At 72.6% G+C, this 25,927-nt stretch carries 23 protein-coding genes and 1 pseudogene; 13 read left to right on the forward strand and 11 right to left on the reverse strand.

Annotated features, from left to right (window positions below):
- The first annotated feature begins 12 nt into the window (after nt 1-12).
- The gene (locus AB0946_RS21925) at nt 13-876 is read left to right on the forward strand and encodes a DNA-formamidopyrimidine glycosylase family protein (protein WP_366762304.1); all 864 of its coding nucleotides are present in this window, start codon (nt 13-15) and stop codon (nt 874-876) included.
- A 76-nt stretch (nt 877-952) separates the two neighbouring features.
- Here the strand turns inward: AB0946_RS21925 and AB0946_RS21930 are convergent, their stop codons facing one another.
- The 3 genes from AB0946_RS21930 to AB0946_RS21940 all read right to left on the reverse strand — a co-directional run bounded on the left by AB0946_RS21930 (nt 953) and on the right by AB0946_RS21940 (nt 2,971).
- Nucleotides 953-1,606, reverse strand: a complete 654-nt coding sequence (locus AB0946_RS21930; RefSeq protein WP_366762305.1) for a zf-HC2 domain-containing protein — start codon at nt 1,604-1,606, stop codon at nt 953-955.
- A 150-nt stretch (nt 1,607-1,756) separates the two neighbouring features.
- Complete coding sequence (locus tag AB0946_RS21935) at nt 1,757-2,272, reverse strand: hypothetical protein (protein WP_366762306.1); 516 nt, start codon at nt 2,270-2,272, stop codon at nt 1,757-1,759.
- A gap of 150 nt (nt 2,273-2,422) precedes the next feature.
- Complete coding sequence (locus AB0946_RS21940) at nt 2,423-2,971, reverse strand: sigma-70 family RNA polymerase sigma factor (RefSeq protein ID WP_366762307.1); 549 nt, start codon at nt 2,969-2,971, stop codon at nt 2,423-2,425.
- A 239-nt stretch (nt 2,972-3,210) separates the two neighbouring features.
- On the opposite strand from AB0946_RS21940, the gene AB0946_RS21945 reads away from it, so the two are divergent.
- Nucleotides 3,211-4,359 (forward strand): CapA family protein, encoded by a 1,149-nt coding sequence (locus AB0946_RS21945; RefSeq protein WP_366762308.1) that lies wholly within the window; start codon nt 3,211-3,213, stop codon nt 4,357-4,359.
- Here AB0946_RS21945 and AB0946_RS21950 read toward each other — a convergent pair whose 3' ends face one another.
- Nucleotides 4,360-5,781 (reverse strand): amino acid permease, encoded by a 1,422-nt coding sequence (locus AB0946_RS21950; RefSeq protein ID WP_366762309.1) that lies wholly within the window; start codon nt 5,779-5,781, stop codon nt 4,360-4,362.
- A 193-nt stretch (nt 5,782-5,974) separates the two neighbouring features.
- Complete coding sequence (locus AB0946_RS21955; RefSeq protein WP_366762310.1) at nt 5,975-6,454, reverse strand: universal stress protein; 480 nt, start codon at nt 6,452-6,454, stop codon at nt 5,975-5,977.
- A gap of 605 nt (nt 6,455-7,059) precedes the next feature.
- Here AB0946_RS21955 and AB0946_RS21960 point away from each other — a divergent pair.
- Nucleotides 7,060-7,896, forward strand: coding sequence for a polysaccharide deacetylase family protein (locus AB0946_RS21960; protein ID WP_366762311.1), 837 nt, complete (start codon nt 7,060-7,062; stop codon nt 7,894-7,896).
- Between the two features lie 49 nt (nt 7,897-7,945).
- Here AB0946_RS21960 and AB0946_RS21965 read toward each other — a convergent pair whose 3' ends face one another.
- The gene (locus AB0946_RS21965) at nt 7,946-8,617 is read right to left on the reverse strand and encodes a class F sortase (protein WP_366762312.1); all 672 of its coding nucleotides are present in this window, start codon (nt 8,615-8,617) and stop codon (nt 7,946-7,948) included.
- A gap of 332 nt (nt 8,618-8,949) precedes the next feature.
- On the opposite strand from AB0946_RS21965, the gene AB0946_RS21970 reads away from it, so the two are divergent.
- The gene (locus AB0946_RS21970) at nt 8,950-9,777 is read left to right on the forward strand and encodes a hypothetical protein (RefSeq protein WP_366762313.1); all 828 of its coding nucleotides are present in this window, start codon (nt 8,950-8,952) and stop codon (nt 9,775-9,777) included.
- Between the two features lie 160 nt (nt 9,778-9,937).
- On the opposite strand, the gene AB0946_RS21975 is transcribed toward AB0946_RS21970, so the two are convergent.
- Together AB0946_RS21975 and AB0946_RS21980 are read right to left on the reverse strand one after the other, a co-directional pair.
- Nucleotides 9,938-10,702 carry a hypothetical protein gene (locus tag AB0946_RS21975; protein ID WP_366762314.1) on the reverse strand — a complete coding sequence of 255 codons (765 nt, stop codon included), beginning with the start codon at nt 10,700-10,702 and terminating at the stop codon, nt 9,938-9,940.
- A 34-nt stretch (nt 10,703-10,736) separates the two neighbouring features.
- Entirely contained in the window at nt 10,737-10,865 is a 129-nt protein-coding gene (locus tag AB0946_RS21980) for a hypothetical protein (protein ID WP_366762315.1), read from the reverse strand.
- 775 nt (nt 10,866-11,640) lie between these two features.
- On the opposite strand from AB0946_RS21980, the gene AB0946_RS21985 reads away from it, so the two are divergent.
- From AB0946_RS21985 to AB0946_RS21995, 3 genes are all read left to right on the forward strand, one after another.
- A complete protein-coding gene (locus tag AB0946_RS21985) occupies nt 11,641-12,606 on the forward strand; it encodes an SCO0930 family lipoprotein (RefSeq protein ID WP_366762333.1) in 966 nt (321 codons plus the stop codon).
- 272 nt (nt 12,607-12,878) lie between these two features.
- Nucleotides 12,879-13,691, forward strand: a complete 813-nt coding sequence (locus tag AB0946_RS21990) for an SAM-dependent methyltransferase (protein ID WP_366762316.1) — start codon at nt 12,879-12,881, stop codon at nt 13,689-13,691.
- Nucleotides 13,688-15,832 (forward strand): EAL domain-containing protein, encoded by a 2,145-nt coding sequence (locus AB0946_RS21995; RefSeq protein WP_366762317.1) that lies wholly within the window; start codon nt 13,688-13,690, stop codon nt 15,830-15,832. Before AB0946_RS21990 ends, AB0946_RS21995 begins: the two co-directional genes overlap by 4 nt.
- On the opposite strand, the gene AB0946_RS22000 is transcribed toward AB0946_RS21995, so the two are convergent.
- The gene (locus AB0946_RS22000; protein WP_366762318.1) at nt 15,769-16,689 is read right to left on the reverse strand and encodes a LysR family transcriptional regulator; all 921 of its coding nucleotides are present in this window, start codon (nt 16,687-16,689) and stop codon (nt 15,769-15,771) included. The two genes, AB0946_RS21995 and AB0946_RS22000, sit on opposite strands and share 64 nt — an antisense overlap.
- A gap of 147 nt (nt 16,690-16,836) precedes the next feature.
- On the opposite strand from AB0946_RS22000, the gene AB0946_RS22005 reads away from it, so the two are divergent.
- Nucleotides 16,837-17,727, forward strand: a complete 891-nt coding sequence (locus AB0946_RS22005) for an NAD(P)H-binding protein (RefSeq protein WP_366762319.1) — start codon at nt 16,837-16,839, stop codon at nt 17,725-17,727.
- 166 nt (nt 17,728-17,893) lie between these two features.
- On the opposite strand, the gene AB0946_RS22010 is transcribed toward AB0946_RS22005, so the two are convergent.
- Nucleotides 17,894-18,778, reverse strand: a complete 885-nt coding sequence (locus tag AB0946_RS22010) for a LysR substrate-binding domain-containing protein (RefSeq protein ID WP_366762334.1) — start codon at nt 18,776-18,778, stop codon at nt 17,894-17,896.
- Between the two features lie 120 nt (nt 18,779-18,898).
- Here AB0946_RS22010 and AB0946_RS22015 point away from each other — a divergent pair, with 120 nt between their 5' ends.
- The 5 genes from AB0946_RS22015 (at nt 18,899) to AB0946_RS22035 (ending at nt 24,180) form a co-directional block, all read left to right on the forward strand.
- Nucleotides 18,899-19,570: a succinate dehydrogenase gene (locus AB0946_RS22015; RefSeq protein ID WP_366762335.1), complete on the forward strand. Its 672-nt coding sequence runs from the start codon at nt 18,899-18,901 to the stop codon at nt 19,568-19,570.
- A gap of 1 nt (nt 19,571) precedes the next feature.
- The gene (locus AB0946_RS22020) at nt 19,572-21,521 is read left to right on the forward strand and encodes a fumarate reductase/succinate dehydrogenase flavoprotein subunit (protein ID WP_366762320.1); all 1,950 of its coding nucleotides are present in this window, start codon (nt 19,572-19,574) and stop codon (nt 21,519-21,521) included.
- Nucleotides 21,518-22,267, forward strand: coding sequence for a succinate dehydrogenase/fumarate reductase iron-sulfur subunit (locus AB0946_RS22025; protein ID WP_366762321.1), 750 nt, complete (start codon nt 21,518-21,520; stop codon nt 22,265-22,267). The genes AB0946_RS22020 and AB0946_RS22025 overlap by 4 nt, the downstream gene beginning before the upstream one ends.
- A 246-nt stretch (nt 22,268-22,513) precedes the next feature.
- On the forward strand, nt 22,514-23,284 hold the full coding sequence (locus AB0946_RS22030) for a GNAT family N-acyltransferase (protein WP_366762322.1): 771 nt from the start codon (nt 22,514-22,516) through the stop codon (nt 23,282-23,284).
- The gene (locus AB0946_RS22035) at nt 23,284-24,180 is read left to right on the forward strand and encodes a lysophospholipid acyltransferase family protein (protein ID WP_366762323.1); all 897 of its coding nucleotides are present in this window, start codon (nt 23,284-23,286) and stop codon (nt 24,178-24,180) included. The genes AB0946_RS22030 and AB0946_RS22035 overlap by 1 nt, the downstream gene beginning before the upstream one ends.
- 264 nt (nt 24,181-24,444) lie before the next feature.
- Here the strand turns inward: AB0946_RS22035 and AB0946_RS22040 are convergent.
- Nucleotides 24,445-25,927, reverse strand: a pseudogene (locus AB0946_RS22040) (ABC transporter); the annotation flags it as partial.

The raw sequence follows: 25,927 nt of genomic DNA on the forward strand, positions 1-25,927 counted from the left end.
CACTCTGGACGTATGCCCGAACTGCCCGAGGTAGCAGCGCTGACGGACTTCCTCACCGAGCACCTGGTCGGACGGCGGATGGTGCGGGTGCTGCCCGTGGCCATCAGCGTCCTGAAGACCTACGACCCCCCGGTCACCGCCCTCGAGGGGGCCGGGGTGACGGCCGTGCGCCGGCACGGCAAGTTCCTGGACGTCGAGACGGACGGCGGCCTGCACCTGGTGACCCATCTGGCCCGCGCGGGCTGGTTGCAGTGGAAGGACCGGCTGCCGGACGGCCCGCCGAAGCCCGGCAAGGGTCCGCTGGCGCTGCGCGTGGCGCTGGAGACCGGCGAGGGCTTCGACCTGACCGAGGCCGGCACCCAGAAGCGCCTCGCCGTGTACGTCGTCCGCGACCCGGAAGAGGTGCCCGGCATCGCCCGCCTGGGACCGGATCCGCTCGCCGGCGACTTCGACGAGGACCGCTTCTCCACCCTGCTCCAGGGCGAACGACGGCAGCTGAAGGGCGCCCTGCGCGACCAGTCGCTGATCGCGGGTGTCGGCAACGCCTACAGCGACGAGATCCTGCACGCCGCGAAGATGTCCCCGTTCAAGCTGGCCGCCTCCCTCACGCCGGAGGAGACCCGCCGGCTGTACGAGGCGCTGCGCGACACGCTCACCGAGGCGGTCGAGCGTTCCCGGGGCGTGGCCGCCGGGCGGCTGAAGGCGGAGAAGAAGAGCGGCCTGCGCGTCCACGGCCGCACCGGCGAGCCCTGTCCGGTGTGCGGCGACACCATCCGCGAGGTCTCCTTCAGCGACTCCTCGCTCCAGTACTGCCCCACCTGCCAGACGGGCGGCAAGCCCCTGGCCGACCGCCGGCTGTCGCGCCTGCTGAAATGAGCCCGGGACCCGGCGCCGGCCGATGTGCGGGCGCGGTGCGGGCGGCGCCCCGGAGCACGGCCACGTCCCGGTACGGTCACCGTGCCCGTACCGTGACCAGCCGTTTCCCGTCCGTCGTGCGGACCTCGAACCGGGCGATCTGGTCCGGGCGCAGCGCGGTGGCGCCCATCGCGGTGGTGGGCCGGGTGCCGTCACCCGCGTTGGTCCAGCCGGCGACGACCTGTTCCGTTCCGTCGCGGCCGACCGCGACCAGCCGGCAGGCGTGTGCCCCGGAGCCGTCCATGACCTCCAGCCGCAGATCGCTGCCGAAGTCCTCCTCCGCCGAGGTGACCCGTGCCCACACCCCGGTGTCCGGATCGGTCGCCGCGGCGACCTGCGCGGCCGGGTCGGTGTGCCCGGCGAACGCCAGGATCCCGGGACCGGCCACGGCCAGCACCACGGACGCGGCCAGGCCGTACAGCATCCGGCGGCGCCGCGTGCGCCGCACGCGAGCCAGCTCGCCGAGCAGCCGGTCCAGCAGCCGGGGACCGGGCTGTGCCATGGGGTGCACGAAGCGCGGCGTGGCCCGGCGGTACAGCATCAACTGCCGGGTCGTGGCTCCGAACTCGGTCACGTGCGCCGCGCACCGAGGGCACTCCATGAGGTGGTCCTCGAAGCGGAAGGCCTCCGCCTCGTCCAGCACGCCGAGCGCGTACGCGCCGGCGTCGCGATGCCTTTCCAGGGACCTCATGCCGAATCCTCGTGCCGAAGGGTGGGGGAAGGGTTACTCCTTGCTCCCACCCGTACGCAGCCGGCCGCCGAATCACTCAAGCCACGCCCAGAATCGCGGCAAGAGATTCGGAGCGGTCCGGCCCGCGGATTGGTGTGAATTCCGGAAGGTTCAGAAGAGGTGGATCGCGAGGTGTCCGAGGGGCAGTCCGAGCCGCCAGGCCGGGGTCCACACCTTCGGTCCGTCGTCCTCCCCGGAGACCGCCCCGCCGCCGGGCACCGCGTCCAGGTCCGGCGCGAGCAGTTCGGTCTCCTCCAGCCAGCGCCAGGCCTCCGCCGCCAGCGCCAGGTCGGGGCTGGGCGTGCCGGAGCCGGCCGCCCGCTCGGTCAGTTCGGCCAGGCGCTCGCGCACCCAGTCCTGCCACGGCTGGTCGTAGGCGGTCAGCGACAGCCAGTGCTCCAGCTGGGAGATCACCCGGATGCCGGACAGTTCCCCGTCGGTGTCGGACAGGAAGACGGTCAGCGCCAGCGCGTCCCGGCCGGCCCGGAACTCGAACGACGTCGGCGGCATCAGATCGCCGGTGCGCAGCAGCTCGTCGGCGATGTACTCGGCGTACAACCAGGCCATCGGAACGGCCAGTTCACCGCCGTCGGCGCCGTCCGTGCTCTCGTGCCCTCTGTGCAGCATCCCTTCCTGCCTTCCTCCGGTGCGTGCGCGTCGCCCGGGCCGCGTCGGGACCGCGGCCCCGGTGCACGCAGGAACGCGGATGAGGACAGCCCATGCCCGAACGGGGGCCGCAGCAAGGCGCTTTACCGAGGTTTGACCCGGCTTCCGGTTTCACCGCAGGTCGGTCGCATAACCCGGAAGGCCCCGGCGCAGGGCGCGCAACGCGTAATACGCGCGGGATTTCACGGTACCGGGCGGAATACCCAGGGTCTGCGCCGCTTCCGCCACACTGGCCCCGCGGAAATACACGAGTAGCAGTACGTCACGGTGTTCCGGCGTGAGTGTCTTCACAGCCTCCCGGACGTCGAGCATCGCGGCGGCCCGTTCGGCGTGGTCGGCGGTGACGCGTGCGTTCTCGGGGACCTCGTCGCCGCTCTCGGGCGGTCGCGCCCGCCGGGCCCGCCGGGCGTCGATCGCCAGCCGCCGGGCCACGGTCAGCAGCCAGGGCCGCACGGAGTCGTACCCGTCGGCGTGCAGCGCCTCCGGATGCTGCCAGGCGCGCACCAGCGTCTCCTGGACGAGGTCCTCGGCGCGCTGCCGGTCTCCGTCGCAGAGCCGGTACAGCAGGGCGAACAGGGGTCCGCCGTGCTCGCGCTGGAGCGCGGCCAGCTCGTGCTCGGCGGTCGTCGTCCCGGGGGTGAGTGAGGTTCCGGCCGTCATGGCCGTATGGCAGCGCAGGGCGCGGCCGGCGGACAGGGGGCGGACCCGGTCGTGCGACGGACGGTCGAACGCGTCGGCGAACGGTCGGACGAGCGGTACGGCGGGCCCCGGGTGGGCGGTACGTCCGGACCCCGGACGGGCTAAGGACGGCTGTCGGGCTGTTTATCCGACTCGTCAGATTCATACCCATATGCCCGTGACGGCTTCGTCTGTATATACGACAAATCTGGGGTGAGTTGATGATCGGACGCAGACAGCAGGTGGCCCTGGCCCTGACCGCCGTCCTCGCGGCCGGAGCCGCCTGCCAGAACCAGAACCGGGAGTCCGGCGCACAGGGACACTCCGCGCCCGCCGCCGCGGACGGCTTCACCCTCGTCGCCTCCGGAGACGTGCTGCCGCACACCTCCGTCATCGAGCGCGCCTCCTTCGACGCCGGCGGCAGCGGCCACGACTTCCGCCCGATGCTCGCCGGCGTCGCACCGGTCGTCTCCCGCGCCGATCTGGCGCTGTGTCACATGGAGACCGTCTACGGCGCCGACGGCGACTACACCGGCTACCCCGACTTCAAGTCCCCGCCGCAGATCGCCCAGGCCCTCGCCGCCACCGGCTACGACGGCTGCTCCACCGCCTCCAACCACGCCCTGGACGACGGCGCCGCCGGCATCCGGCGCACCCTCGACGCCATGGACCGGGCCGGCCTCCGGCACGCCGGGACCGCCCGCAACGAGGCCGAGGCCCGCTCGGTCACGCTCCTGCGGGCCGGCTCGGCCAGGGTCGCCCACCTGTCCTACACCTTCGGCACCAACGGCAACGCGCTGCCGCCAGGACAGCCCTGGGCCGTCGACTTGATCGACGCCGACCGGATGATCGCCGACGCACGCGCGGCCCGCCGGGCCGGCGCCGACGTCGTCGTGCTCTCCGTGCACTGGGGCACCGAATGGCAGGACGAGCCAGACCGGCAGCAGCTCACCCTCGCCCAGCGGCTCACCTCCTCGGCCACGGCCGGCCGCCCGGACATCGACCTGATCCTCGGCACCCACGCCCACGTCCCGCAGGCGTACGAGAAGGTCAACGGGACCTGGGTGATCTACGGGATGGGCGACCAGATCGCCGGCGAGATGTACAACGGCGAGGGCGCCCAGGACCCGCGCGGCAACGAGTCCACCCTCGGCCGCTTCACCTTCGCCCCGCCCGCCCGGCCGGGAGAGGCCTGGCGGGTCACCAAGGCGGAGTTCGTCCCGCAGCTGTACGACCTCGACGCCGGCCGGGTCGTCGACCTCAACAAGGCCATCGCCGAGGGCGCGGAACTGGAGGGGGTGCGCGACCGGATCAGGGACGTGGTGCTCAGCCGGGGCGCCGGGCAGGACGGCCTGGTCATGGCCGAGTGACTACCGGGCCGGCCGCTGCGCCAGCACCGAGCGGTGGTAGGAGTAGCCGAAGTAGACACCGCAGCCGATCACGAACCACACAGCGAACCGCACCCAGGTCTGCCACTGCAGGAACGTGATCAGCCAGATCGAGAAGACGACCCCCAGCGCCGGCACGACGGGCATCCCCGGCGTCCGGAAGGTCCGCGGCAGCTCCGGCTGCCGGTAACGCAGCACGATCACCGCCGTGCACACCACCACGAACGCCAGCAGGATGCCGATGTTGGTCAGCTCGGCCGCCTCGCCGATCGGCACGAACCCGGCGATGGCGGCCGAGGCCAGCCCCACGATCCAGGTCACCCGGGTCGGCACGTGCCGCGTCGGGTGCGTCTTCGCGAACCACCGGGGCAGCAGTCCGTCCCGGGACATCGAGAACCACACCCGGGTCACGCCCAGCATGAACGTGAACATGACCGTGAGGATGCCGATGATCGCCCCGACGGCGATCACGTCGGCCAGGGCGCCCAGACCCACCGACTTGAACGCCGTGGAGAAGCCGCTCTCCTTGTCGATGTCCTTGTAGTTCTGCATGCCGGTCAGCACCAGACAGGCCGCCACGTACAGCACCATGGAGATCACCAGCGAGTAGATGATCGCCTTCGGCATGTGCCGCTGCGCGTCCTTCGACTCCTCCGCCGCCGTCGACATCGCGTCGTAGCCGAACACGGCGAAGAACACCGTCGCGGCCCCGGTGAACGCCCCGCTGATGCCGAACGGGAAGAACGGGTGGTAGTTGCGCGTGTCGATGTGGAAGAAGCCCACTCCGATCACCAGCAGCACCACCAGTACCTTCAGCGCGACCACCAGCGTCTCGAAGCGGGCCGCGCTGCGGATGCCCTGGTTCAGCAGCCAGGCGATCAGCAGGCAGAGCAGGGCCGCGAACAGGTCGACCCGGTGCCCGGCCCCGGTGCCGGGCGCGCCCAGCATCCATCGCGGCAGGCCGGCGCCCATCTGCTCGACCAGGAAGCTGAAGTAGCCGGAGATGCCGATGGCCACCACGGCCACGATCGCGGTGTACTCCAGCAGCAGGTCCCAGCCGATGAACCAGCCCGCGAACTCGCCGAGCACCGCGTACCCGTAGGTGTAGGCCGACCCCGCCTTCGGGATCAGCCCCGCGAACTCGGCGTACGACAGCGCCGCGCACGCGCTCGCGACACCCGCGATCAGGAAGGACACCAGCACCGCGGGCCCGGCCGTGCCGTTCGCCACCGTCCCGGCCAGCGTGAAGATGCCCGCGCCGATGATGCCGCCCACACCGATCGCGGTCAGCTGCCAGAGCCCCAGCGACTTGTCCAGCCGGGTGCCCTCGCCGACCTCCGTCTCCTCGATGTGCTCGATGGGTTTGCGGCGCAGAATCCCCTCACCCGCGCGGAGCCTGTCCATGGGCCTCACCTCTTCGCCGACGGCAAACGGCTGACGGCGGATCATGATGGCTCAGCCAAGAGCGCCACGGAAGACGCCACGCACGGCCCGGGCGGCGCCCGCGGCCGGGTCCGCGCGCCGGGAAAGGGCGGCCGGCCACGGCACGGGTGCCGGCCGGTCGCCGGGGCCGGACCGCACCTCCTGCCGCGCCGTCCTACGGCACGACGGTGACCGGCCAGCGGCCCGTCTTCACCAGGCGGACCGCCACCGAGCCGATGATCCGGTGGCCGGCCTGTTCCGAGGCGCCCACCACCACCGCGTCCGCCTTCAGCTCGTCCGCCGCCTTCACCAGCCCGTTGTAGGGGTCGCCGCGGAAGGTGTGGAACTCCCAGCGGACCTCGAACGTCCCCTTGAGCCGCTCGGCCGCGTCCCGGATCTGCGCGACCAGGTCCTCGGCGATCTCGTCGGTGGTCTCCGCCACCGGCACCCCGAGCGCCGCCCCGGCCGCGAGCACCGGCTGCACGTACACCACCGCCAGCAGCGCGCGCTGGCGCCGGGCCAGGCCCGCCGCGTACGCGGCGGCACGCATCGAGGAGTCGGAGCCGTCCACACCGACCAGGATGACCTTCGGTCCGTCCGTGCCCCGTTCGAACCGGTGCGCGTGCGAGTGCCGCTCGTGATGCTGTTCCGTCACGCCACGAGGCTATCGGAACCGACCGTTCCTGGTGAACGGCGGTTCACGGGGGGCCGCCACGGCGCCGGCACGCCCGCCCGCCGGCGGACGCCTCGGCCGGGTCCCAAAGCCCCTTCGCGACCCCCGTCACCGCCCTCGGCCTGCTGTGCGCGCCGCTGCTCCTGATCGTGCTCTCTGCTGCGTCCCCCGGGGCCGTGACGGCGTCTCCCCGGACCTGATGCGCCGTGACCTCACCGCACCCGACCGGGCCGTGCGCCGCGTCCGACCGGACTCGGCCGTCGTCCGCCGCGCCGGCGGCAGTCGGAGGCCCATCGCCGAAAGCTTCGTCTCCGTCCCTTCGCACTGCGCAGACTCCGGGGAAAAGGGGCACCCGGAGGGCGGACGGCGGCCCGCCACCCCGGCGGGCCCGCCGTCCGTGCCGGTGTCCGGCCCCGCCGGAGGGGACGGGGCCGGGCCCGCCACCCCGGACGCGGGCCCGTCCGGCCGGGTCCGCTCGTGCGCCGTCGCCGGGACATCCCGCGCCCACTGCGCTGTCCGGGTGTATTACCGCCGCCGCACCGGTGCCGTTGTGGTGCGGCGGACTCCGGTGGGGCGACTGATGAGTCATGCAGAAGGATCAGTTGTTCACCCGGCGCCGGATGCTCCTCGCCGGCGTCGCCGCCCTGGGGGCCGCGGGCACCGCCGGAGTCGTCCTGGCGCAGGGCGGCGAGGAGACCGCCCACAGCACCGCGGCCCCCGTCGCCGGTCCACAGGCCCGCCAGGCGCTCAAGCCCTCCGCCTTCCGGCTCCAGCCGCTGACCGGAGACGGGCCGCCGCGCGCCGCGCCCCGCAAGCTGAAGGTGCGCAAGGAACCCATCATGCGCGTCTCCACGAGCGGCCGGCACATGGTGCTGACCTTCGACGACGGCCCCAACCCGGCCTACACCCCGCACATCCTGGACACCCTCGCCAAGCACGACGTACGGGCGATGTTCTTCGTCTGCGGCGAGTGCGTCGTGCAGAACAGGGAACTGCTGGCCCGGATGGCCGACGAGGGCCACGTCGTCGGCAACCACACCTGGACGCATCCGCTGCTGACCGAGCTGAACCGCCGTGAGATCCGCTCCGAGATGGAGAGCACCAGCGACGCCATCGAGGACGCCTACGGCGAGCGCCCGCAGTGGTTCCGCGCGCCCTACGGCGCCTGGAACCGCGCCGCGTTCCAGCTCGGCGCCCAGATGGGCATGGAGCCGATGGCCTGGACCGTGGACACCACCGACTGGATGGTGCCCGGTACCCGCACCATCATCGACCAGGTGGAGAACGGGGCCGCCCCCGGTGTCGTGGTGCTCTCCCACGACGCCGGGGGCGACCGCTCGCAGACCGTCCGCGCGATCCGCGAGTGGCTGCCCTATCTGATCGACTCCGGGTACCGCCTCACCGTGCCGCGCCGCCGCGTGTGACGCCTTCCGGGAGGACCCGCTCCGCTTCCGCCCGCCGGGCCGCGGTGGTTCAGACGACCGCGGCCAGGCGGGCGAAGACCACGACGTTCCCGTCGTAGCCGTTCTGCTTCGAGAAGCCTCCGCCGCAGGTGATGACCCGGAGCTCCGGCGCCCCCTTCGAGCCGTACACCCGGTCGCCCGGGAAGTTGTTCTTCTCGAACACCTCGACCCCGTAGATGTCGAACACGGCGGTCTTCCCGTCCTGGCGCAGGACCTCGACCTGGTTCCCCTTCTTCAGCGCCCCGAGGCCGTAGAACACGGCGGGGCCCTGCTTGTTGTCGACGTGTCCGACGATGACCGCGGTGCCCTTCTCCCCCGGGGACACGGCTCCGGTGAACCAGCCGGCCAGGCCCGGGTTCTCCGGCGGCGGCGCGGCGACCCAGCCGTCCGCGTCCAGCCCGACCTGTACGACGGGCGCGTCGACCCGGATCGCCGGGATCCGGACCCGCTGCACGGGGGAGAACGGCAGGGGGGCGGGCCCCGGCGCGAGGGTGCCCAGGGTGGCGCGGTTGTCCGGGGCCGCCGCGGTGGCGGGCTGCGGCGGCCCGACGTCGAACTCTCCCGAGCCGTTGCGAATGAGCGCCAGGCCGGTCAGCAGAACAAGCGCTATCACGCCCCAGGGGGCGCGCCTCCTCCGCCGCTCCTCCTCTTCGGCAAGCTGGGCCAGCTTGGACGCAGACATTCGTCACCCCTCTCGACGCGGTTCTCGCCACGTCCCTCGCGCATGGGAAAACGCTAAGTCCCGCGCGTGCGGCGGGCGACGGGTCGAACGGCGAACGGGTGGCCTCGCACCTGGTCGGTGCGCCATCCGAGTTGCCGTTTCCAGGAAATTTCTGACGGTCTGTGACCTGCGGCAATATCCGATTGTGTGGTTGTCCGTCGGCGTGTCGGCTCACCAGGACGGACCATTCTCGACATGCGGGCGTGTTCTGCGCGTCTGAGGGTCTACCCGGGAGGTGTTTTCTCGCCGATCCACCGGGGACGGGACCCGGGGCGCCTCCCGCGGAGGATCACATGCGCAACCAACGCGCCCTGGCGGCGGCGTGCACCGCGGTCGCCGTGCTCGGGCTCGCCGCCCCTGACGCCGTCGCGGACGGCATGGGCAACGGGGGCGGGCCGAGCAGCACCGACAACAACTCCACGGTCATCGTGCCCGGTACCGGCAACATCGGCACCTTCAGCGGGAACGGCGTCTTCCCCGGGAACGGCGTCTTCCCCGGGAACGGCGTCTTCCCGGGGAACGGGAACTTCAACGGCAACAACAACGGCCACGGCAACGGGAACTTCAACGGGAACAACAACGGCCACGGCAACAACAACGGCCACGGCAACTTCAACGGCAACGGCCGCGGGAACGAAGGCAACGGCCGTGGGGGCGAGGGCAACGGCCGCGGCGGCTTCGGCAACGGACACGGGGACGAGTTCGGGGGCCGGGGCGACGAGTTCGGCAACTCGCAGGACATCTTCGTCACGCCCGACGTCGTCTCGGCCGGGGGCCGCCTGACCATCATCGTGAACGGCTGCCGGCGCGGTACGGCCAGTTCCGACGCCTTCGGCACCATCGACCTGGAAGAGGTCCACGACGACACCGCGCGGGGTGTCGCCATCGTGGACCGCGACGCGGGCCGCGGCCGGTACGACGTCACCGTCCGCTGCGACGGCCGCACCCTGACCCGGCGCGGGGCCTTCAGCGTCATCGGCGGCGTCAACGGCGGCTTCGGCGGAAGCAGGACCAGCGGCGCGACGCCCACCGACATGGCCATCGGCGGCGGCCTCGTGGGCGCGGCCGTGCTCGGCAGTGGTGCCTTCTGGATGCGCCGCCGCCACGAGAAGCGCGCCTGAGTCCCCGGTGCGCCGCCGAGGCCACCGGATCTCTCCCCGCCCCCGAGCACGCGCGTCGGCAGGCCTTCGCCCCGGTTCCTCACGGAAGCGGGGGCGGAGGCCTGCCATGGCTGCCGCCCCGCTCCGGTGGCGGACGCCGCCGGTGCCCGGCGGCCGGGGGTCACCCGGTGATGCCCGGGAACAGGCTCTGGAACGGCTCCGCCGTCACCGCGATGCCCCGGCCGTAGGGCGCGTCGAAGTCCCAGATGAGGAACAGCATGAACGCGATGGTCGCGGAGAACAGCCCGGCCAGGACCAGTTCGCGCCCGGTGCGCCGGATCTGCAGCGCGAACACCATCCCGATGGTGATCAGCGCACCGGTCAGCAGCCCCCACCACACGACCGGCGGCATGGTGGCCCCAGTGGAGTCGGCGCGCGCGTTGCGGGCCTGGTCGGCGGTGGCCATCTGGTCGAGCAGTGGCTGGTAGGCCTGCGCCTCGAAGTCGTTCTTCGGCTGGTAGTCGGTGACGGCTTCCCGCACCTTGTGCAGCAGTTCGGTGCCGCGGTCCGTGACCCGCTCGTCGTCCGCCATCGTCCGCCACTCGGTGTGGACGACGTAACCGACGTAGGCGTCGATGTCCGCGCGGATCCCGTCCCGGACGTCCGGCGGGTAGACCCGGACCCGCTCCGAGATCTCGTGCAGTGCCTGGGCCTCGGTCTGCACGTGGTCCTGGGCGCTGTTGCGCGCCTCCCACACGCCCGCGATGGCCAGGCCCAGGACGATGGCGTAGATGACACCGATCCACATCGTCATGTACTCGATGACGTCCGGGGTCTCGTTGGGATCCTCGTCCTCGGCGGCCGCCCGGTGCCGTAGCAGCGTGATGACGACCACCACGGCACAGGCTCCCAGCATCGCGAGGACGAGAACAAGCCAATCCGACAACTGATGCCTCCAGGCAGTGAGGGGTGCCGGCGCGTCAGCGCGGGCGCAGCGCCGCCACGGCGACGATCGCCGGGACGGTGATGAGCAGGACGTAGGTGACGGGCGAGGTGTGGCCGCGCGTGGGGCGGCTGGTGGCGTGGGGGTGGTACTCCGGGTAGCTCACCGGGGTCACGGAAGGCCGCGGGGTGGGCCTGGGCTTTGGCTTCGGCGTGGGTCTCGGCGGCGGTGTGGGGGTGGGGGTCGGCCGGGGTGCGGGGGCGGCCGGGAGTGCCGGGGCGGGCCGGGCGGGCGGTCGCGGCGGTGGCTTCGGCACCGGCCGGGGTGGCGGTTTCGGGGTCGGCGTCGGCTCGGGCGGAGGCGTCGGCTCCGGCGGCGGGGTCGGCGGGGGAGTGGGCGTCGGAGTGGGAGTGGGAGTGGGCGTGGGCGTCGGAGTGGGCGTCGGCGGACACGGTGGCGGGGGCGGCTTCGGACAGGGCGGGTCGGGCCAGTGGTGGCCGCCGGCACGGGCCACCGCCACCGTGCCGTCCGGGCCCGTGGAGGCGTACGCGCAGGCGTCGGCCGACGCGCTGCCGGCCGGCCAGCCCACCAGGGCCCAGGTCAGCGTCAACAGGGCCAACACCCGTGTGGTGGGCGCGCATCGGGTCACTTCGGGTCCAGGCACGACCGAGATCATGAGGCGCGGGAGGCCGCCGTACCCCGCAGTGGGCCGAGATTGCTCCGAAAGAGGGAGATGGGCTGATCAGAGGTTTGACGAGCGGAAGTATCCGTTATCGGCCTGTGTGCCCCCCTGGTGGCTCCGTCCCGGCGCCGGAGCCGCACGGGATCCGGAAAGAAATTCCGGCAGCCGTTGAACACCGGGGCCCCCGCGGTGCGTACCCATGGCCGTGCGGCGGCACATCAGGGCGCTGCAATATCCAGGCGATAATGTGGAGTTGACGATGAAGACCTCCTGGCGGACCGCCTCACTGGTGGCAACAGCCGCTTCCGTGCTGGCGCTGACGACGGCGTGCGGTCAGGACAATGCCACCACTCCCGCGTCGGCGGCCCAGAACGTCGGGGCCACGGCGGCGGCCGGCGACTACGGCAACCCGGGCAGCGGCACCGCGCCGGGCGCCGGCAACGGCTACGGCGCCGACGGCAACCAGAGTTCCGGCTCCCCGGCCCCGGTCACCCCCGCGGGCAAGCTCGCCGTGGCCACCAACCCCCAGCTGGGCAGCGTGCTGACCGACGGCGCGGGCCTCACCCTCTACCGGTTCGACAAGGACACCGCCAGCCCGCCCAAGTCCAACTGCGCCGGCGACTGCGCCACCACCTGGCCGCCGGTACCCGCCGACGACGCCACCGCCGGCGCCGGCATCGACAAGGCGCTGCTCGGCGAGGTCACCCGTGCCGACGGCTCCAAACAGCTGACCATCGGCGGCTGGCCCGCCTACCGCTACGTCAAGGACGTCAACGCCGGCGACGTCAACGGCCAGGGCGTGGGCGGCAAGTGGTTCGCGCTCGCCCCCACCGGCAAGAAGGCCAAGCTGTCCGACCTGCCCGGCCTGTCGGTCCACAAGGACGCCAAGCTGGGCGACATCGTCGTCGACAAGAACGGCATGACCGTCTACCGCTTCATGAAGGACCAGGCCTGGCCGAAGTCCGTCTCCAACTGCACCGGCGCCTGCCTGGAGAAGTGGCCGGCGGTCGGCCCGGTCAACGCCGACGACACCGAGGGCGTCAAGAAGAAGGGCCTGATGCCCTTCACCCGCCCCGACGGAGTGAAGCAGATGACCGTCAACTGCTGGCCGATCTACACCTTCTCCGGGGACAAGGCCCCGGGTGACACCAACGGTCAGGGCGTGGGCGGCACGTGGTACGCCGTCTCGCCCGACGGAAAGCCGGTCGGCGCGCCGGGCAACTGATCACCTCCCCAGGTCGATCGCCCCGCCCGCCTCGGCGCGCGGCCGAAGATCCGCCCCCTCCGCACCGCACGGAGGGGGCGGATCGTTGTGTGCGGTGAACGCGCGAGCCGCCCGTACGGCCGTCACACAGCGGGGCCATACGGGCACTTGCCGCAGGCAGTGACCGGGAACGGACGGTCAATTTCCGGTTCAGGTCGCTCCATTGGCGGGCGATCAGTAGCCTCAGCTCGAACACCGGATCGCCTGCACCCGTCCACGCCTTGGAGAGAAACATGGAGCGACCCGCCTGGGCCCCACGGAGCATCGACATCTCGGTGCCCAGCGTCTCGCGGATCTACGACTACTACCTGGGCGGTTCGTACAACTTCGAGGTCGACCGGGAAGCGGCCCGCAAGGCCATGGAGTTCATGCCGGGCCTACCGAAGATCATGCAGGCCAACCGGGCGTTCATGCGGCGGGCCGTGCGGTTCGCGGCCGGGGAGGGCATCACCCAGTTCCTCGACATCGGGTCCGGCATCCCCACCTTCGGAAACGTCCACGAGGTGGCGCAGGCGGCCGTACCGGGCGCACGGGTGGTCTACGTGGACAACGACCCGGTGGCCGTCGCACACAGCCAGGCGGTCCTGGCGGGCAACGACGACGCCGACGTGGTCGCGGCGGACCTGCGCAAGCCCCGGGAGATCCTCTCCAGCGCCCCACTGGACCGGCTGATCGACCTGAATCGGCCAGTGGCCCTCCTCCTCGTTGCCATACTGCACTTCGTGGAAGACGCGGACGACCCGTACGGTGCGGTGGCCGAGCTGCGCGAGGCACTCGCGCCCGGCAGCCTGCTGATCCTCACGCATGCCTCGTACGAGGGAATCCCGCTGCCCGCCGGGCGGGCCGGGGGCGCGGTGGACGTGTACAAGGACATCCGCAACCCGCTGATCATGCGCTCGCGCGACGAGATCGCGCGGTTCTTCGAGGGGTACGACATGGTGGAACCCGGACTGGTGCCGATGCCGCGCTGGCGCCCGGACTCGGCACCGGAGGACGAGGATCCGTACGCCTTCTCCGGATTCGCCGGCGTGGGGCGTACGGCGTGAGCGCGGAGCCGGACCAGCCGGAGGGCAGACTGCGCCGGCTGACGACGATCTGGAGCCGGGCGCTCTTCCCGGTGACCTCCACGTCGCTGACCCGCACCGAGTTCGAGGAACGGCTCCTCCCGCTCGCACGCCGGCTGAGTGAACTGCTGCGGGCCCGCAGCTTCGACGCGGACGCGGCGAAGGCCGTCGGCGCCGCCCTGGTCGGGGCGCACTGCACCGACCCCGAGGCACTGGCCCGCACCCTCGACTGCGTCGACGCCTACCTGGTGCTGTACTGCGGCGAGGACGGCCCCCAGGACGAACTGCGCATCCGATCCTCCCGGTTGCAGCACGCCATGGCCGCCGGCTACGCCCAGGCGCTGCGCGAGCGCACCCTCGCCGAGCAGGAGGCCATCGCGCAGGCCGCGTTGCGGGCCCAGGGCGTGGTCGCCCAGGCGCTGCACGCGAGCGAGGCCCGCTTCCGCGCGGTCTTCGAGGGCGCCGCGATAGGAATCGGCATCGCCGACCTCGAAGGCAACGTCCTCCAGGTCAACGACGCGCTGCTGCGCATGTTCGGCCTCTCCGAGCAGAACCTGCGCGGCCGGCGCGTCCAGGACTGGGTGCACCCCGAGGACGCCCCGCAGACCTGGCGGCTCTACGACGAACTCGTGCGCGGCGAGCGCGAGCACTACCACGTCGAGAAGGCCTTCAACCGCCCCGACGGCACGGTCCTGTGGACCAACCTGACGGTGTCCCTGCTGCGCGACGCCGACGGTGACCCGCAGTACCAGCTCGCCCTCATGGAGGACACCACCGAGCGCCGGCTGCTCAACCTCCGGCTGCGCTACGAGGCCACGCACGACGCCCTCACCGGCCTGCCCAACCGCTCCCTGTTCTTCGAGCGGCTGGAGAAGGCCCTCAACGCGGGCGAGGGCCAGCGCTTCGGCCTGTGCTACCTGGACCTGGACGGCTTCAAGACCATCAACGACAGCCTCGGCCACGCGGCCGGCGACCGGCTGCTGGTGGAGGTCGCCGACCGGCTCCAGTCCTGCGCGACCGCGCCCGGCGAGATGGTCGCCCGGCTCGGCGGCGACGAGTTCGTGGCGCTGACCACCGGCCCCGGCACCGAACGGGAGGTGGACGAACTCGCCGAGCGCATCATGAACGCGCTGGTCACCCCGATCAGCATCGACGGCCGCGACCTCATGGTGCGCGGCAGCCTCGGCATCGTGGAGGGCCCGGCCGGGGAGCGCACCGCCGCCGAGGTGCTGCGCAGCGCCGACATCACCATGTACCGGGCCAAGTCGGCGGGCGGCAACCGCTCCGAACTCGCCGACCCCGAGGCCGACGCCCGCGCCATCACCCGGCACGGCCTGACCACGGCCCTGCCGACCGCGCTGGAGCGCGGCGAGTTCTTCATCGAGTACCAGCCCCTGGTCCACCTCGGCGACGGCAGCGTGCGCGGCGCCGAGGCCCTGGTGCGCTGGCTGCATCCGCAGCACGGCGTCCTCGGCCCCGACCGTTTCATCCCGCTCGCCGAGCACACCGGCCTGATCGTCCCGCTCGGCCGCTGGGTCCTGGAGGAGTCGATCCGCCAGGCCCGCGCCTGGCGGGAACTCCACGGCGAGCAGCAGGCGGCCGGCCCGCTGCGGATCAACGTCAACCTGTCCCCGTGCCAGCTCAGCCACCCCGGCCTGGTGCAGGACACGGTGGACATCCTCGAACGGTCGGGCGTCACCCCGGACGCCCTGTGCCTGGAGGTCACCGAGTCCGCGCTCATCGGCGCCGACGACGACCTGCTCAAACCCCTGCGCCGGCTCGCGGAGATGGGCGTCGACATCGCGCTGGACGACTTCGGCACCGGCTACTCCAACCTCGCCAACCTGCGCCGCCTGCCGGTGAGCATCCTCAAGCTGGACCGCTCCTTCACCCAGGGCATGCAGCAGTTCCCCGCCGACCCCGTCGACCTGAAGATCGTGGAGGGCATCGTCTCGCTCGCCCACAGCCTCGACCTGGCGGTCACGGTCGAGGGCGTGGAGACCGGAGCGCAGGCCGAGCAGCTGCGGATCCTGGGCTGCGACACGGCCCAGGGCTGGTACTACGCGCGTCCGGGCCCGCCGGAGAGGCTCCACGAGCTCGCCCTGGTGGACGCGACGGGCTGACCGGCCGGAGCCGCGCCGTCGCCCCCCTCCCGGGCGGCCGCGGCGACGGCGGCCGCCGCCCGGACGAGGGCCGCGGTCGCCATGGACCGGGACTGCTGCGGCCAGGCGACCGCCAGCAGCGAGGGCGGCGCGTCCGGGACGGGCCGGTAGACGGCACCCGGGCGCGGATAGCGGTCGGCGACGGACGCCGGCAGCAGCGCGACCAGCTCGCCCAGGGCGACACGGGTGAGCAGCTGGGCCAGATCACGGCCCTCGTTGCGCATGTCCTCCAGGAACCGGTGTAGATCCCCGGGGCGCAGCCCCAGGTCGGCGAGGAGGACGTGGTCGCGGGCGGCGAGCGGGTGGTCCGCGCCGAGCACCGCCACACGCGGCTCGGCGATCAGGGTCTCGCTGTCCAGGCCGGTACGGTCGAAGGGCTCGTGGATCAGCGCGGCATCGGCCTCGCCGCGCCGCAGCAGCCGCGGCTGTTCCAGCCAGCCGCACAGCCGTACCGTCACCGGGACCGCGGCGGGGTCGGTGGCGTAGCGCTCCAGGAGCGGCTCCAGCAGTCCCGCGTCGCCGTCGGCCTTGACCGCCAGGACGAGCTTGCGCTCCGGGTCCGCCGCGCGCTGGGCCCGCCGCCCGGCGGCCTCCAGGGCGTCCAGCGCGAACCGCGCCTGGCCGAGGAGCACGTCGCCCGCGCGGGTCAGGACCACGCTGTGGGTGGTCCGTTCGAAGAGGGTGACCCCGAGCTCCGCCTCCAGCGCCCGGATCGCCCGGGACAGCGGCGGGGCGGAGATGCCCAGCCGCTCGGCCGCGCGGGCGAAGTTGAGTTCCTCGGCGACGGCGACGAAGTAGCGCAGCGGGCGGGACTCCACGGCTTCGCCCTCCCTCCGGCAGTGCCTTCGACTCGGGTGCGGTATTGCTCTGAGGGTAACAACCCGGAGCGAAGCGATCCTTCAGTTCCCGTACGCCGGACGGCAGGCTCGGTCACGTCCACCCTCCCGTTCTTCCAGGAGCGTTCCGTGATCCTCGTCACCACCCCGACCGGCCAGATCGGCAGCCGGGTCCTCGACTCCCTCCTCGACGCCGGGGACGCGGCGGGGGAGGTCCGCGTCATCGTGCGCGATCCCGGGCGCCTGTCCCCGCGCGTCCGCGCCCGCGTCGAGGCCGTCACCGGCTCGCACGCCGACCCCGACGTCACCGCCAAGGCGTGCGCGGGCGCCGACCGGGTGTTCTGGCTGGTGCCGCCGGAGCCCACCGCCGACAGCGTCGACGGCCACTTCCGCGCCTTCACCCGGCCTCTGGTCGACGCGATCCGCACCGGGGGTGTCGAGCGGGTCGTCGCCGTCTCCACCCTCGGCCGTGGCGTCGCCCGCGACGCCGGGCAGATCTCGGCGTCACTGGCCATGGACGACGAGATCCGGGCCACCGGGGTCCACCACCGGGCGCTGTGCCCGCCGTACCTCATGGAGAACCTGCTCCACCAGGCCGCGGCGATCCGCGACGACGGTGTGATCGCCATGGCGACCCACGGCGACCGGGTACTGCGCACCTGCACCACCCGTGACGTCGGCGCGACGGCCGCACGGCTGCTGCTCGACGGCTCCTGGACCGGCCAGGAGGACGTCCCGACGGTCGGTCCCGACGCGCTGACGCCCGAGGACATGGCACGCGTCGTCTCCGAGGTGCTGGACCGGCCGGTCCGCTTCCAGCGGATCAGCGGGGCGGAGTACCGGACGTCGGTGCTGCGGTACGGCGCGAGCGAGAACTGGGCCCAGGCACTGACCGACCTCGCGACCGCGACCGCCGAGCAGGGCTTCTACGGCAGCGCGGCGCCCAGCACGCCCGAGACGGCGCCCACGTCCTTCCGCCGGTGGTGCGAGGAGGTGCTCAAGCCGGCCGTCCTGACCTGACGGCAACCGTCTGCGGTGCCGCGGGTCCGGTTTGCCGGGGGGGAGCTGGCGATGTCCGCAGTGGGACAGGCCCGGTGGGCGAGGTCACCGACTGCCGTTCCACCGGCCAGGTCCACGGCTCGACCGGCCCCGTCCCTGCCACCGGCGGCGCCCCCGGCCCCACCACCTACCGCTCCAGCAGCATCCGCTGCAGCTCCCGGGCCGCCCTTGGCGGAGCCACGTCGCTGCGGTGAGCCAGGGCGATGGTGCGGTGCAGGCCGGGGCGGGCCAGCGGGGTGACCCGCAGGCCCCGGCCCGCCCGGGCGGCCACCATCCGGGGTACGACGGCCACGCCGAGCCCCGCCCGGACGAACCCGAGCACCGCGTCCATCTCCCCGCCCTCGACCGCGAAGTCCGGCTCGAACCCGGCGGAGCGGCACGCGGCGACGGTCAGTTCCCGCAGGTCGTACCCGTGCCGGAACATCACCAGCCGCTCCCCCTCCAGGTCGGCGATCTCCACGGCCCGCCCGTCCCGGCCGGGTTCCGGTGCCTCCGGCGAGGACACCACCACCAGGTCCTCGCGCAGCAGCTCCACGGTCGTCAGCGCGGGCGCCGGCGTCGGCAGCGGCAGCACGATCAGCGCGAGGTCGAGCGCGCCGCGGGCCAGCTCCCGCACCAGGTCGTGGGAACCGCTCTCCTCGATGAGCAGCTGGATACCGGGATACCGGTCGTGGAAGGCCCGCAGCACGTCCGGCAACAGTCCCGTGCACAGGCTCGGCGTCGCGCCCAGCCGTACCCGCCCCCGCCGCAGCTGCACCAGTTCCTGCACCTCGTGCCGGGCGGTGTCGGCGTCGGCCAGGATGCGCCGGGCCAGCGGCAGCAGCGCCTCGCCGGCGTCGGTGAGCGTGATGTTGCCCCGGGCGCGCAGGAAGAGGTCCGCCCCGAGCTCCCGTTCCAGCGCCCTGATCTGCTGGGACAGCGAGGGCTGGGCGACATGGACCAGCTCGGCGGCCCGGGTGAAGTGCCGGGTCTCGGCGACGGCCACGAAGTACTGGAGCTGCTGGAACTGCACACCCCCAGAATAGCCCTGGCCTATGGAAACGAGCTGGACCATGTCTTGGACCGATCGGGTCCTCCGCCCCTAGCGTGCTGTTCCATGGCTCTGGCAACGCGGACGGACCGACGGCCGTCCATGGCGCGCACGATGTGGGACTCCTCCGTCGGCAAGAAGACGGTGATGGCCGTCAGCGGCGTGATCATGCTCCTGTACCTGGTCGCGCATCTGATCGGCAATCTCAAGATCTACTTCGGCGCCGGCGAGTTCAACCACTACGCGCACTGGCTGCGCACCGTGGGCGAGCCCTTCATGCACTACGAGTGGACCCTCTGGCTCGTCCGGATCGTCCTCGTGGTCGCCGTGGTGGCCCACGCCACGTCCGCCTACCAGCTCAGCCGGCGCGACATCAAGGCACGGCCCAGCAAGTACGTGCACAAGAAGCCGCGGGCCAGCTACGCGACCCGCACCATGCGCTGGGGCGGCGTCATCCTCGGCCTGTTCATCGTCTGGCACATCCTCGACCTGACCACCGGCACCGTGCACTCCGGCGGCTTCCAGGACGGCCACCCGTACCAGAACGTGGTGGACACCTTCTCCACCTGGTACGGCAACGTCATCTACATCGTCGCGATGCTCGCGCTCGGCCTGCACGTCCGGCACGGCTTCTGGAGCGCCGCCCAGACCCTCGGCGTCGGAAGCCGCAGCCGCGACCGCGCCCTCAAGACCCTCGCGAACGTCCTCGCGCTGCTGCTCACGGCCGGCTTCATCTCCATCCCCGTGGGCGTCATGACCGGAGTGGTGAGCTGACATGAGTACCTACGCCGACTACACGACCGGCGCGCCGGTCACCGACACCAAGGCCCCCGCCGGGCCCATCCACGAACGCTGGGACAAGCGCCGCTTCGAGGCGAAGCTGGTCAACCCCGCCAACCGGCGCAAGCACACGGTCATCGTGGTCGGCACCGGTCTGGCCGGCGGCTCCGCCGGCGCCACGCTCGCCGAACAGGGCTACCACGTCGTCCAGTTCTGCTACCAGGACTCCCCGCGCCGCGCCCACTCCATCGCCGCGCAGGGCGGGATCAACGCGGCGAAGAACTACCGCAACGACGGCGACTCCATCCACCGCCTGTTCTACGACACCGTCAAGGGCGGCGACTTCCGGGCCCGCGAGTCCAACGTCCACCGGCTGGCGCAGATCTCCGTCGAGATCATCGACCAGTGCGTGGCCCAGGGCGTGCCGTTCGCGCGCGAGTACGGCGGCCTGCTCGACACCCGCTCCTTCGGCGGTGTCCAGGTCTCGCGCACCTTCTACGCCCGCGGCCAGACGGGCCAGCAGCTGCTGCTGGGCGCCTACCAGGCGCTGTCCCGGCAGATCGCCGCCGGGAACGTGGAGATGCACCCGCGCACCGAGATGCTCGACCTGATCGTCGTCGACGGACGGGCCCGCGGGATCGTGGCGCGCGACCTCGTCACCGGCAGGATCGACACGTACTTCGCGGACGCCGTGGTCCTCGCGAGCGGCGGCTACGGGAACGTCTTCTACCTGTCGACCAACGCGATGAACTCCAACGCGACCGCCGTCTGGCGGGCGCACCGGCGCGGCGCGTACTTCGCCAACCCCTGCTTCACACAGATCCACCCGACCTGCATCCCGCGCACCGGCGACCATCAGTCGAAGCTGACGCTGATGAGCGAGTCGCTGCGCAACGACGGCCGCATCTGGGTGCCCAGGGCCCAGGGCGACACCCGCCCGCCGAACGAGATCCCCGAGGACGAGCGCGACTACTACCTGGAGCGCATCTACCCGTCCTTCGGCAACCTCGTGCCCCGGGACATCGCCTCCCGCGCCGCGAAGAACGTCTGCGACGAGGGCAGGGGAGTGGGCCCCGGCGGACAGGGCGTCTACCTGGACTTCGCCGACGCCATCCGGCGGATGGGCCGCAAGGCCGTCGAGGCCAGGTACGGCAACCTCTTCGACATGTACCAGCGGATCACCGACGAGGATCCGTACGAGGTGCCGATGCGGATCTACCCGGCCGTGCACTACACGATGGGCGGCCTGTGGGTCGACTACGACCTCCAGACCACGGTCCCCGGGCTGTTCGCGATCGGCGAGGCCAACTTCTCCGACCACGGCGCCAACCGGCTCGGTGCCTCCGCGCTGATGCAGGGCCTCGCCGACGGCTATTTCGTGCTGCCGGCCACCATCAATGACTACCTGGCCCGCAACCCGCACCAGGAACCGGTCACCGGTGAGCACCCCGTCGTCCAGGAGGTGCTGGCCGAGACGGAGGACCGGATCAACCTCCTGCTGGCGGTGGACGGCGACCGCACCCCGGACTCCTTCCACCGCGAACTCGGCGAGCTGATGTGGGAGTTCTGCGGCATGGCCCGTTCCGACACGGGGCTGCGCAAGGCGCTGGAGCGCATCCCGCAGATCCGCGAGGAGTTCTGGCGCCGGATCAAGGTGCCCGGCACCGGCGAGGAGTTCAACCAGTCGCTGGAGAAGGCCAACCGGATCGTCGACTACCTGGAGCTCGCCGAGCTGATGTGCCTCGACGCGCTGCACCGCACCGAGTCCTGCGGCGGCCACTTCCGCGAGGAGTCCCAGACCCCGGACGGCGAGGCCGCCCGCAAGGACGACGCGTTCTCGTACGCCGCCGCCTGGGAGTTCACCGGCACCGGCGAGGCGCCCGTCCTGCACAAGGAAGACCTGGTCTTCGAGTACGTCCATCCCACCCAGCGGAGCTACGCATGAAGCTCACCCTGCGCGTCTGGCGGCAGAAGAACGCCGACGCCGAAGGAGCGATGTCCACCTACGAGGTGGACGACATCTCGCCCGACATGTCCTTCCTGGAGATGCTGGACGTCCTCAACGAACAACTCATCCTCTCCGGACAGGAGCCGGTCGCCTTCGACCACGACTGCCGCGAGGGCATCTGCGGCGCGTGCTCGCTCGTCATCAACGGCGACGCGCACGGGCCGGAGCGGACCACCACCTGCCAGCTGCACATGCGGTCCTTCCGGGACGGCGACACGATCGACATCGAGCCGTGGCGGGCGTCCGCGTTCCCGGTGATCAAGGACCTGGTCGTGGACCGGTCGGCGTTCGACCGGATCATCCAGGCCGGCGGCTACATCACCGCGCCGACCGGCTCCGCGCCCGAGGCCCACGCCACGCCGGTGCCGAAGGCCGACGCCGACTTCGCGTTCGAGCACGCCGAGTGCATCGGGTGCGGGGCGTGCGTCGCCGCGTGCCCGAACGGCGCGGCGATGCTGTTCACCTCCGCCAAGGTCAACCATCTGAACGTACTGCCCCAGGGCGCGCCCGAGCGGGAGACGCGGGTGCTGGACATGGTGGCGCAGATGGACGCGGAGGGCTTCGGCGGGTGCACGCTGACCGGTGAGTGCGCGACCGCCTGCCCCAAGGGCATCCCGCTGGTCTCGATCACCAGCATGAACAAGGAGTGGCTGAGGGCCACCCGGAAGGCCGGCAAGAGGTAACACCCGAGAAACGTTCGCCGACCGGTGGACGGGCGGGGCCGGGACGGTGCTCCCCGGCCCCGTCTGGTTTTCCCGGTCCCGGCAGTCTCGGCGCACGGACGACCCCGGCGTTCACCACCCCCACATCCCCTCTCCCGGCACCGGTCACGCGCACGCCAACCGTTCTCGGAAGAACAGGAGCGGCGGGCCGTACGCACCGGGCCCGTCGCCCCCGCCGCCGACCCGGCCCGTGCCCAGGAGTAAGCCATGACCGGCGTTTCCACCCTCGACCGTCCCCCGCAGCCCGCGGCACCCACCCGCTACACCGTCACCCTCGCCCGCGACGAGGCCGACGTGCGCGCCGCCCAGCGGCTGCGGCACGACGTCTTCGCCGGGGAGATGGGGGCCCTGCTGGCCACCGCGGAACCCGGACACGACGTCGACGCCTTCGACTCCTACTGCGACCACCTGCTCGTGCGCGAGGAGGTGACCGGGCAGGTCGTCGGCACCTACCGGCTGCTGCCGCCGGAGCGGGCCGCGATCGCCGGCCGGCTCTACTCGGAGGGCGAGTTCGACCTGGCCGCGCTGGACGCGATCCGGCCCGGCCTGGTCGAGGTCGGCCGCTCCTGCGTCCACCCCGACCACCGCGACGGCACCGTCATCGGCCTGATCTGGGCCGGCATCGCCCGCTACATGACCGACCGGGGCCACGAGTGGCTGGCGGGCTGCTGCTCGGTGCCCCTCGCCGACGGCGGCGCCCTCGCCACGGGCACCTGGGAGCGGGTCCGGAACAAGCACCTGGCACCCGAGGAGTTCCGGGTCCGGCCGCTGCTGCCGTGGACGCCGGGCGCCGCGGCCCCCGCCGCCCGCACCGAACTGCCCGCCCTGCTGCGCGGCTACCTCCGGCTCGGCGCCTGGGTGTGCGGCGAACCCGCGCACGACCCCGCCTTCGGGGTCGCCGACCTGTACGTCCTGCTGTCGATGCGCCGGGTCGACCCGCGCTACCTGCGGCACTTCCTCTCCCTCGTCCCGGCCTGATGAACGCCTGGCTGCCCACCGCGCCCTGCACCCCGGGCGCCTGCCTGGAGCCGGTCCGGACCGCCGCGGCCGTGCCCCGTGCCGTGCTGCGGCTGACCGCGGTCGCCGTCCTGCTGCTGGCCGGGATCGCGCTGTCCCCGCTCGGCGGGAGGATTTCCGCCGAGTGGGTCGGGCGGTGGTGCCGGATGATCGTGCGGGCCATCGGGGTCCGGGTCCGGATCACCGGTGCCGCCCCGCCGGCCGGCGGGCTGCTGCTGGTCGCCAACCACGTCTCGTGGCTGGACGTCCCGCTGCTCACCGCCGTGCGACCGGCCCGGATGCTCGCCAAGACCGAGGTCCGGGGCTGGCCCCTGGCGGGCGCGCTGGCCGCGCGCGGCGGGGCCCTGTTCATCGAGCGGGACCGGCTGCGCGCCCTGCCCGGAACGGTCTCCGAGATCGCGGGCGCCCTGCGCGCGGGAGCGGCCGTGACCGCGTTCCCCGAGGGCAGCACCTGGTGCGGGCGTGCCCACGGCCGCTTCCGCCGGGCCGTCTTCCAGGCCGCGCTCGACGCGGGCGTGCCCGTGCAGCCGGTCGGCCTGCGCTACCGGCGGAAGGACGGCGGGCCCGGCACCGCGGCGGCCTTCGTCGGCGAGGACACCCTGCTGGCCTCCCTGTGGCGGGTGGCCCGGACCCGCGGTCTGGTCGCCGAGGTGGAGGTCCGGCCGGTGATCCCACCGGGCACCCGGCCCGACCGCCGCGCCCTCGCCCTCGCGGCACAGCCGGCCGCACCCGCACCGGCCTGGACCCACGCGGCGCTGGTCGCGAGCGCGGCGGAGGGGCCGTACGACCGGTTCGGCCGGCCACGCACAGGCGCACACGATGGCCGGGCGGGAGCCTTCCGGCTCCCGGCGCGGTGACCGCGGCGTGCCGCGCCGCACGGTCGCGCCCGCCGGCCTGCGGCCATGCGGCCACCTGCCTGGCCGGGCGGCATCAGCGGGTGCGCGTGCCACAGGTGCTGCGCGATCGCGTGCTCCGCGGCCTGGGGTCTCCGCCGCCCCGCACACCATCACGATGGTGGCCACGGGCCGCTCCACCGGCACTCCGCACCCCACCGCGGCGGCGCTCGGCCGCGTCGACCAGTGCCACGCGCCCGGCTCCCAGCCCGGCGGCGGACCGGCCGCTCAGGGCATGACCCGCGCCAGATAGGGCGCCGTCGCGCTGCCCTCCGAGCGGGACACCCGGTCCGGCGGGCCGGCCGCGACGATGCGGCCGCCCCGGTCGCCGCCGCCCGGGCCCAGGTCGATCACCCAGTCGGCGCCCGCGACCACCGTCATGTCGTGCTCCACCACGACGACGGTGTGCCCGGCGTCGACCAGCCCGTGCAGGCGGTCCATCAGGACCTCCACGTCGGCGGGGTGCAGGCCGGTCGTCGGCTCGTCCAGCAGGTACAGGGTGTGGCCCCGGCGCCCGCGCTGGAGTTCGCTCGCCAGCTTGATCCGCTGCGCCTCGCCGCCGGACAGCTCGGTCGCCGGCTGGCCGAGCCGCAGGTAGCCGAGGCCCACGTCGAGCAGGGTGCCGAGGCTGCGGGCGGCGGCGGGGGAGTCCGCGAAGAACTCCGCGGCGGCCTCCACGGTCAGGTCGAGCACGTCGGCGATGGTCCGCCCCCGGTACGTCACCCGGAGCGTCTCGGGGTTGTAGCGGGCGCCGCCGCAGTCCGGGCAGGGCGCGTAGGTGCTCGGCAGGAACAGCAGTTCCACGCTGACGAACCCCTCGCCCTGGCAGGTCTCGCAGCGTCCGCCGGCCACGTTGAACGAGAACCGCCCCACGCCGTAGCCGCGTTCCCGCGCCTCCGGCGTGCCGGCGAACACCTTCCGCACGACGTCGAACAGACCGGTGTAGGTGGCCAGGTTGGACCGCGGGGTGCGTCCGATGGGTTTCTGGTCGACGCGGACCAGCCGCTCGACGCCGTCCAGGGCCTCCGTCAACTCGCCGATGAGCGTGGACTTGCCGGAGCCGGAGACACCGGTCACCGCGGTGAACGTGCCGAGGGGGAACTCGGCCGTCACCTCCCGCAGGTTGTGCCGGGTCACCGGGCCCACCGTCAACCAGCCACGGGGCGCGCGGACCTGGCGCGGCGGACCGGGCGACTCGTCGAAGAGGAACACGGCCGTCGCCGACTCCTCGACCGAGGCCAGCTCGGCGACCGGCCCGCTGTACAGCACCCGCCCGCCGTGCTCGCCCGCGCCGGGGCCCACGTCGACCACCCAGTCGGCGCCGCGCACCACCTCCAGGTGGTGCTCCACCACGAACACCGAGTTCCCGGCCGCCTTCAGCCGGTCCAGCACGGTCAGCAGCGCCTCGGTGTCCGCCGGGTGCAGCCCGGCGGACGGCTCGTCCAGCACGTACACCACACCGAACAGCCCGGACCGCAGCTGCGTGGCGAGCCGCAGCCGCTGCAGCTCGCCCGCCGAGAGGGTCGGGGTGGCCCGGTCCAGGCTGAGGTAGCCGAGCCCCAGCTCGACCACCGGCGCGATCCGGGACGTGAGGTCGGCCGTGAGCACCCGGGCCGTGGGCCGGCGGGGGCCGGCCCCGGGCAGGGCCCCGCGGGGCGGAGCGGCTATCCCAACGAGTACACAGCATAACACGACAAAAGATATCGGAATC

The sequence above is a fragment of the Streptomyces sp. NPDC046870 genome, assembly GCF_040704595.1.
Lineage (GTDB): Bacteria > Actinomycetota > Actinomycetes > Streptomycetales > Streptomycetaceae > Streptomyces > Streptomyces argyrophylli.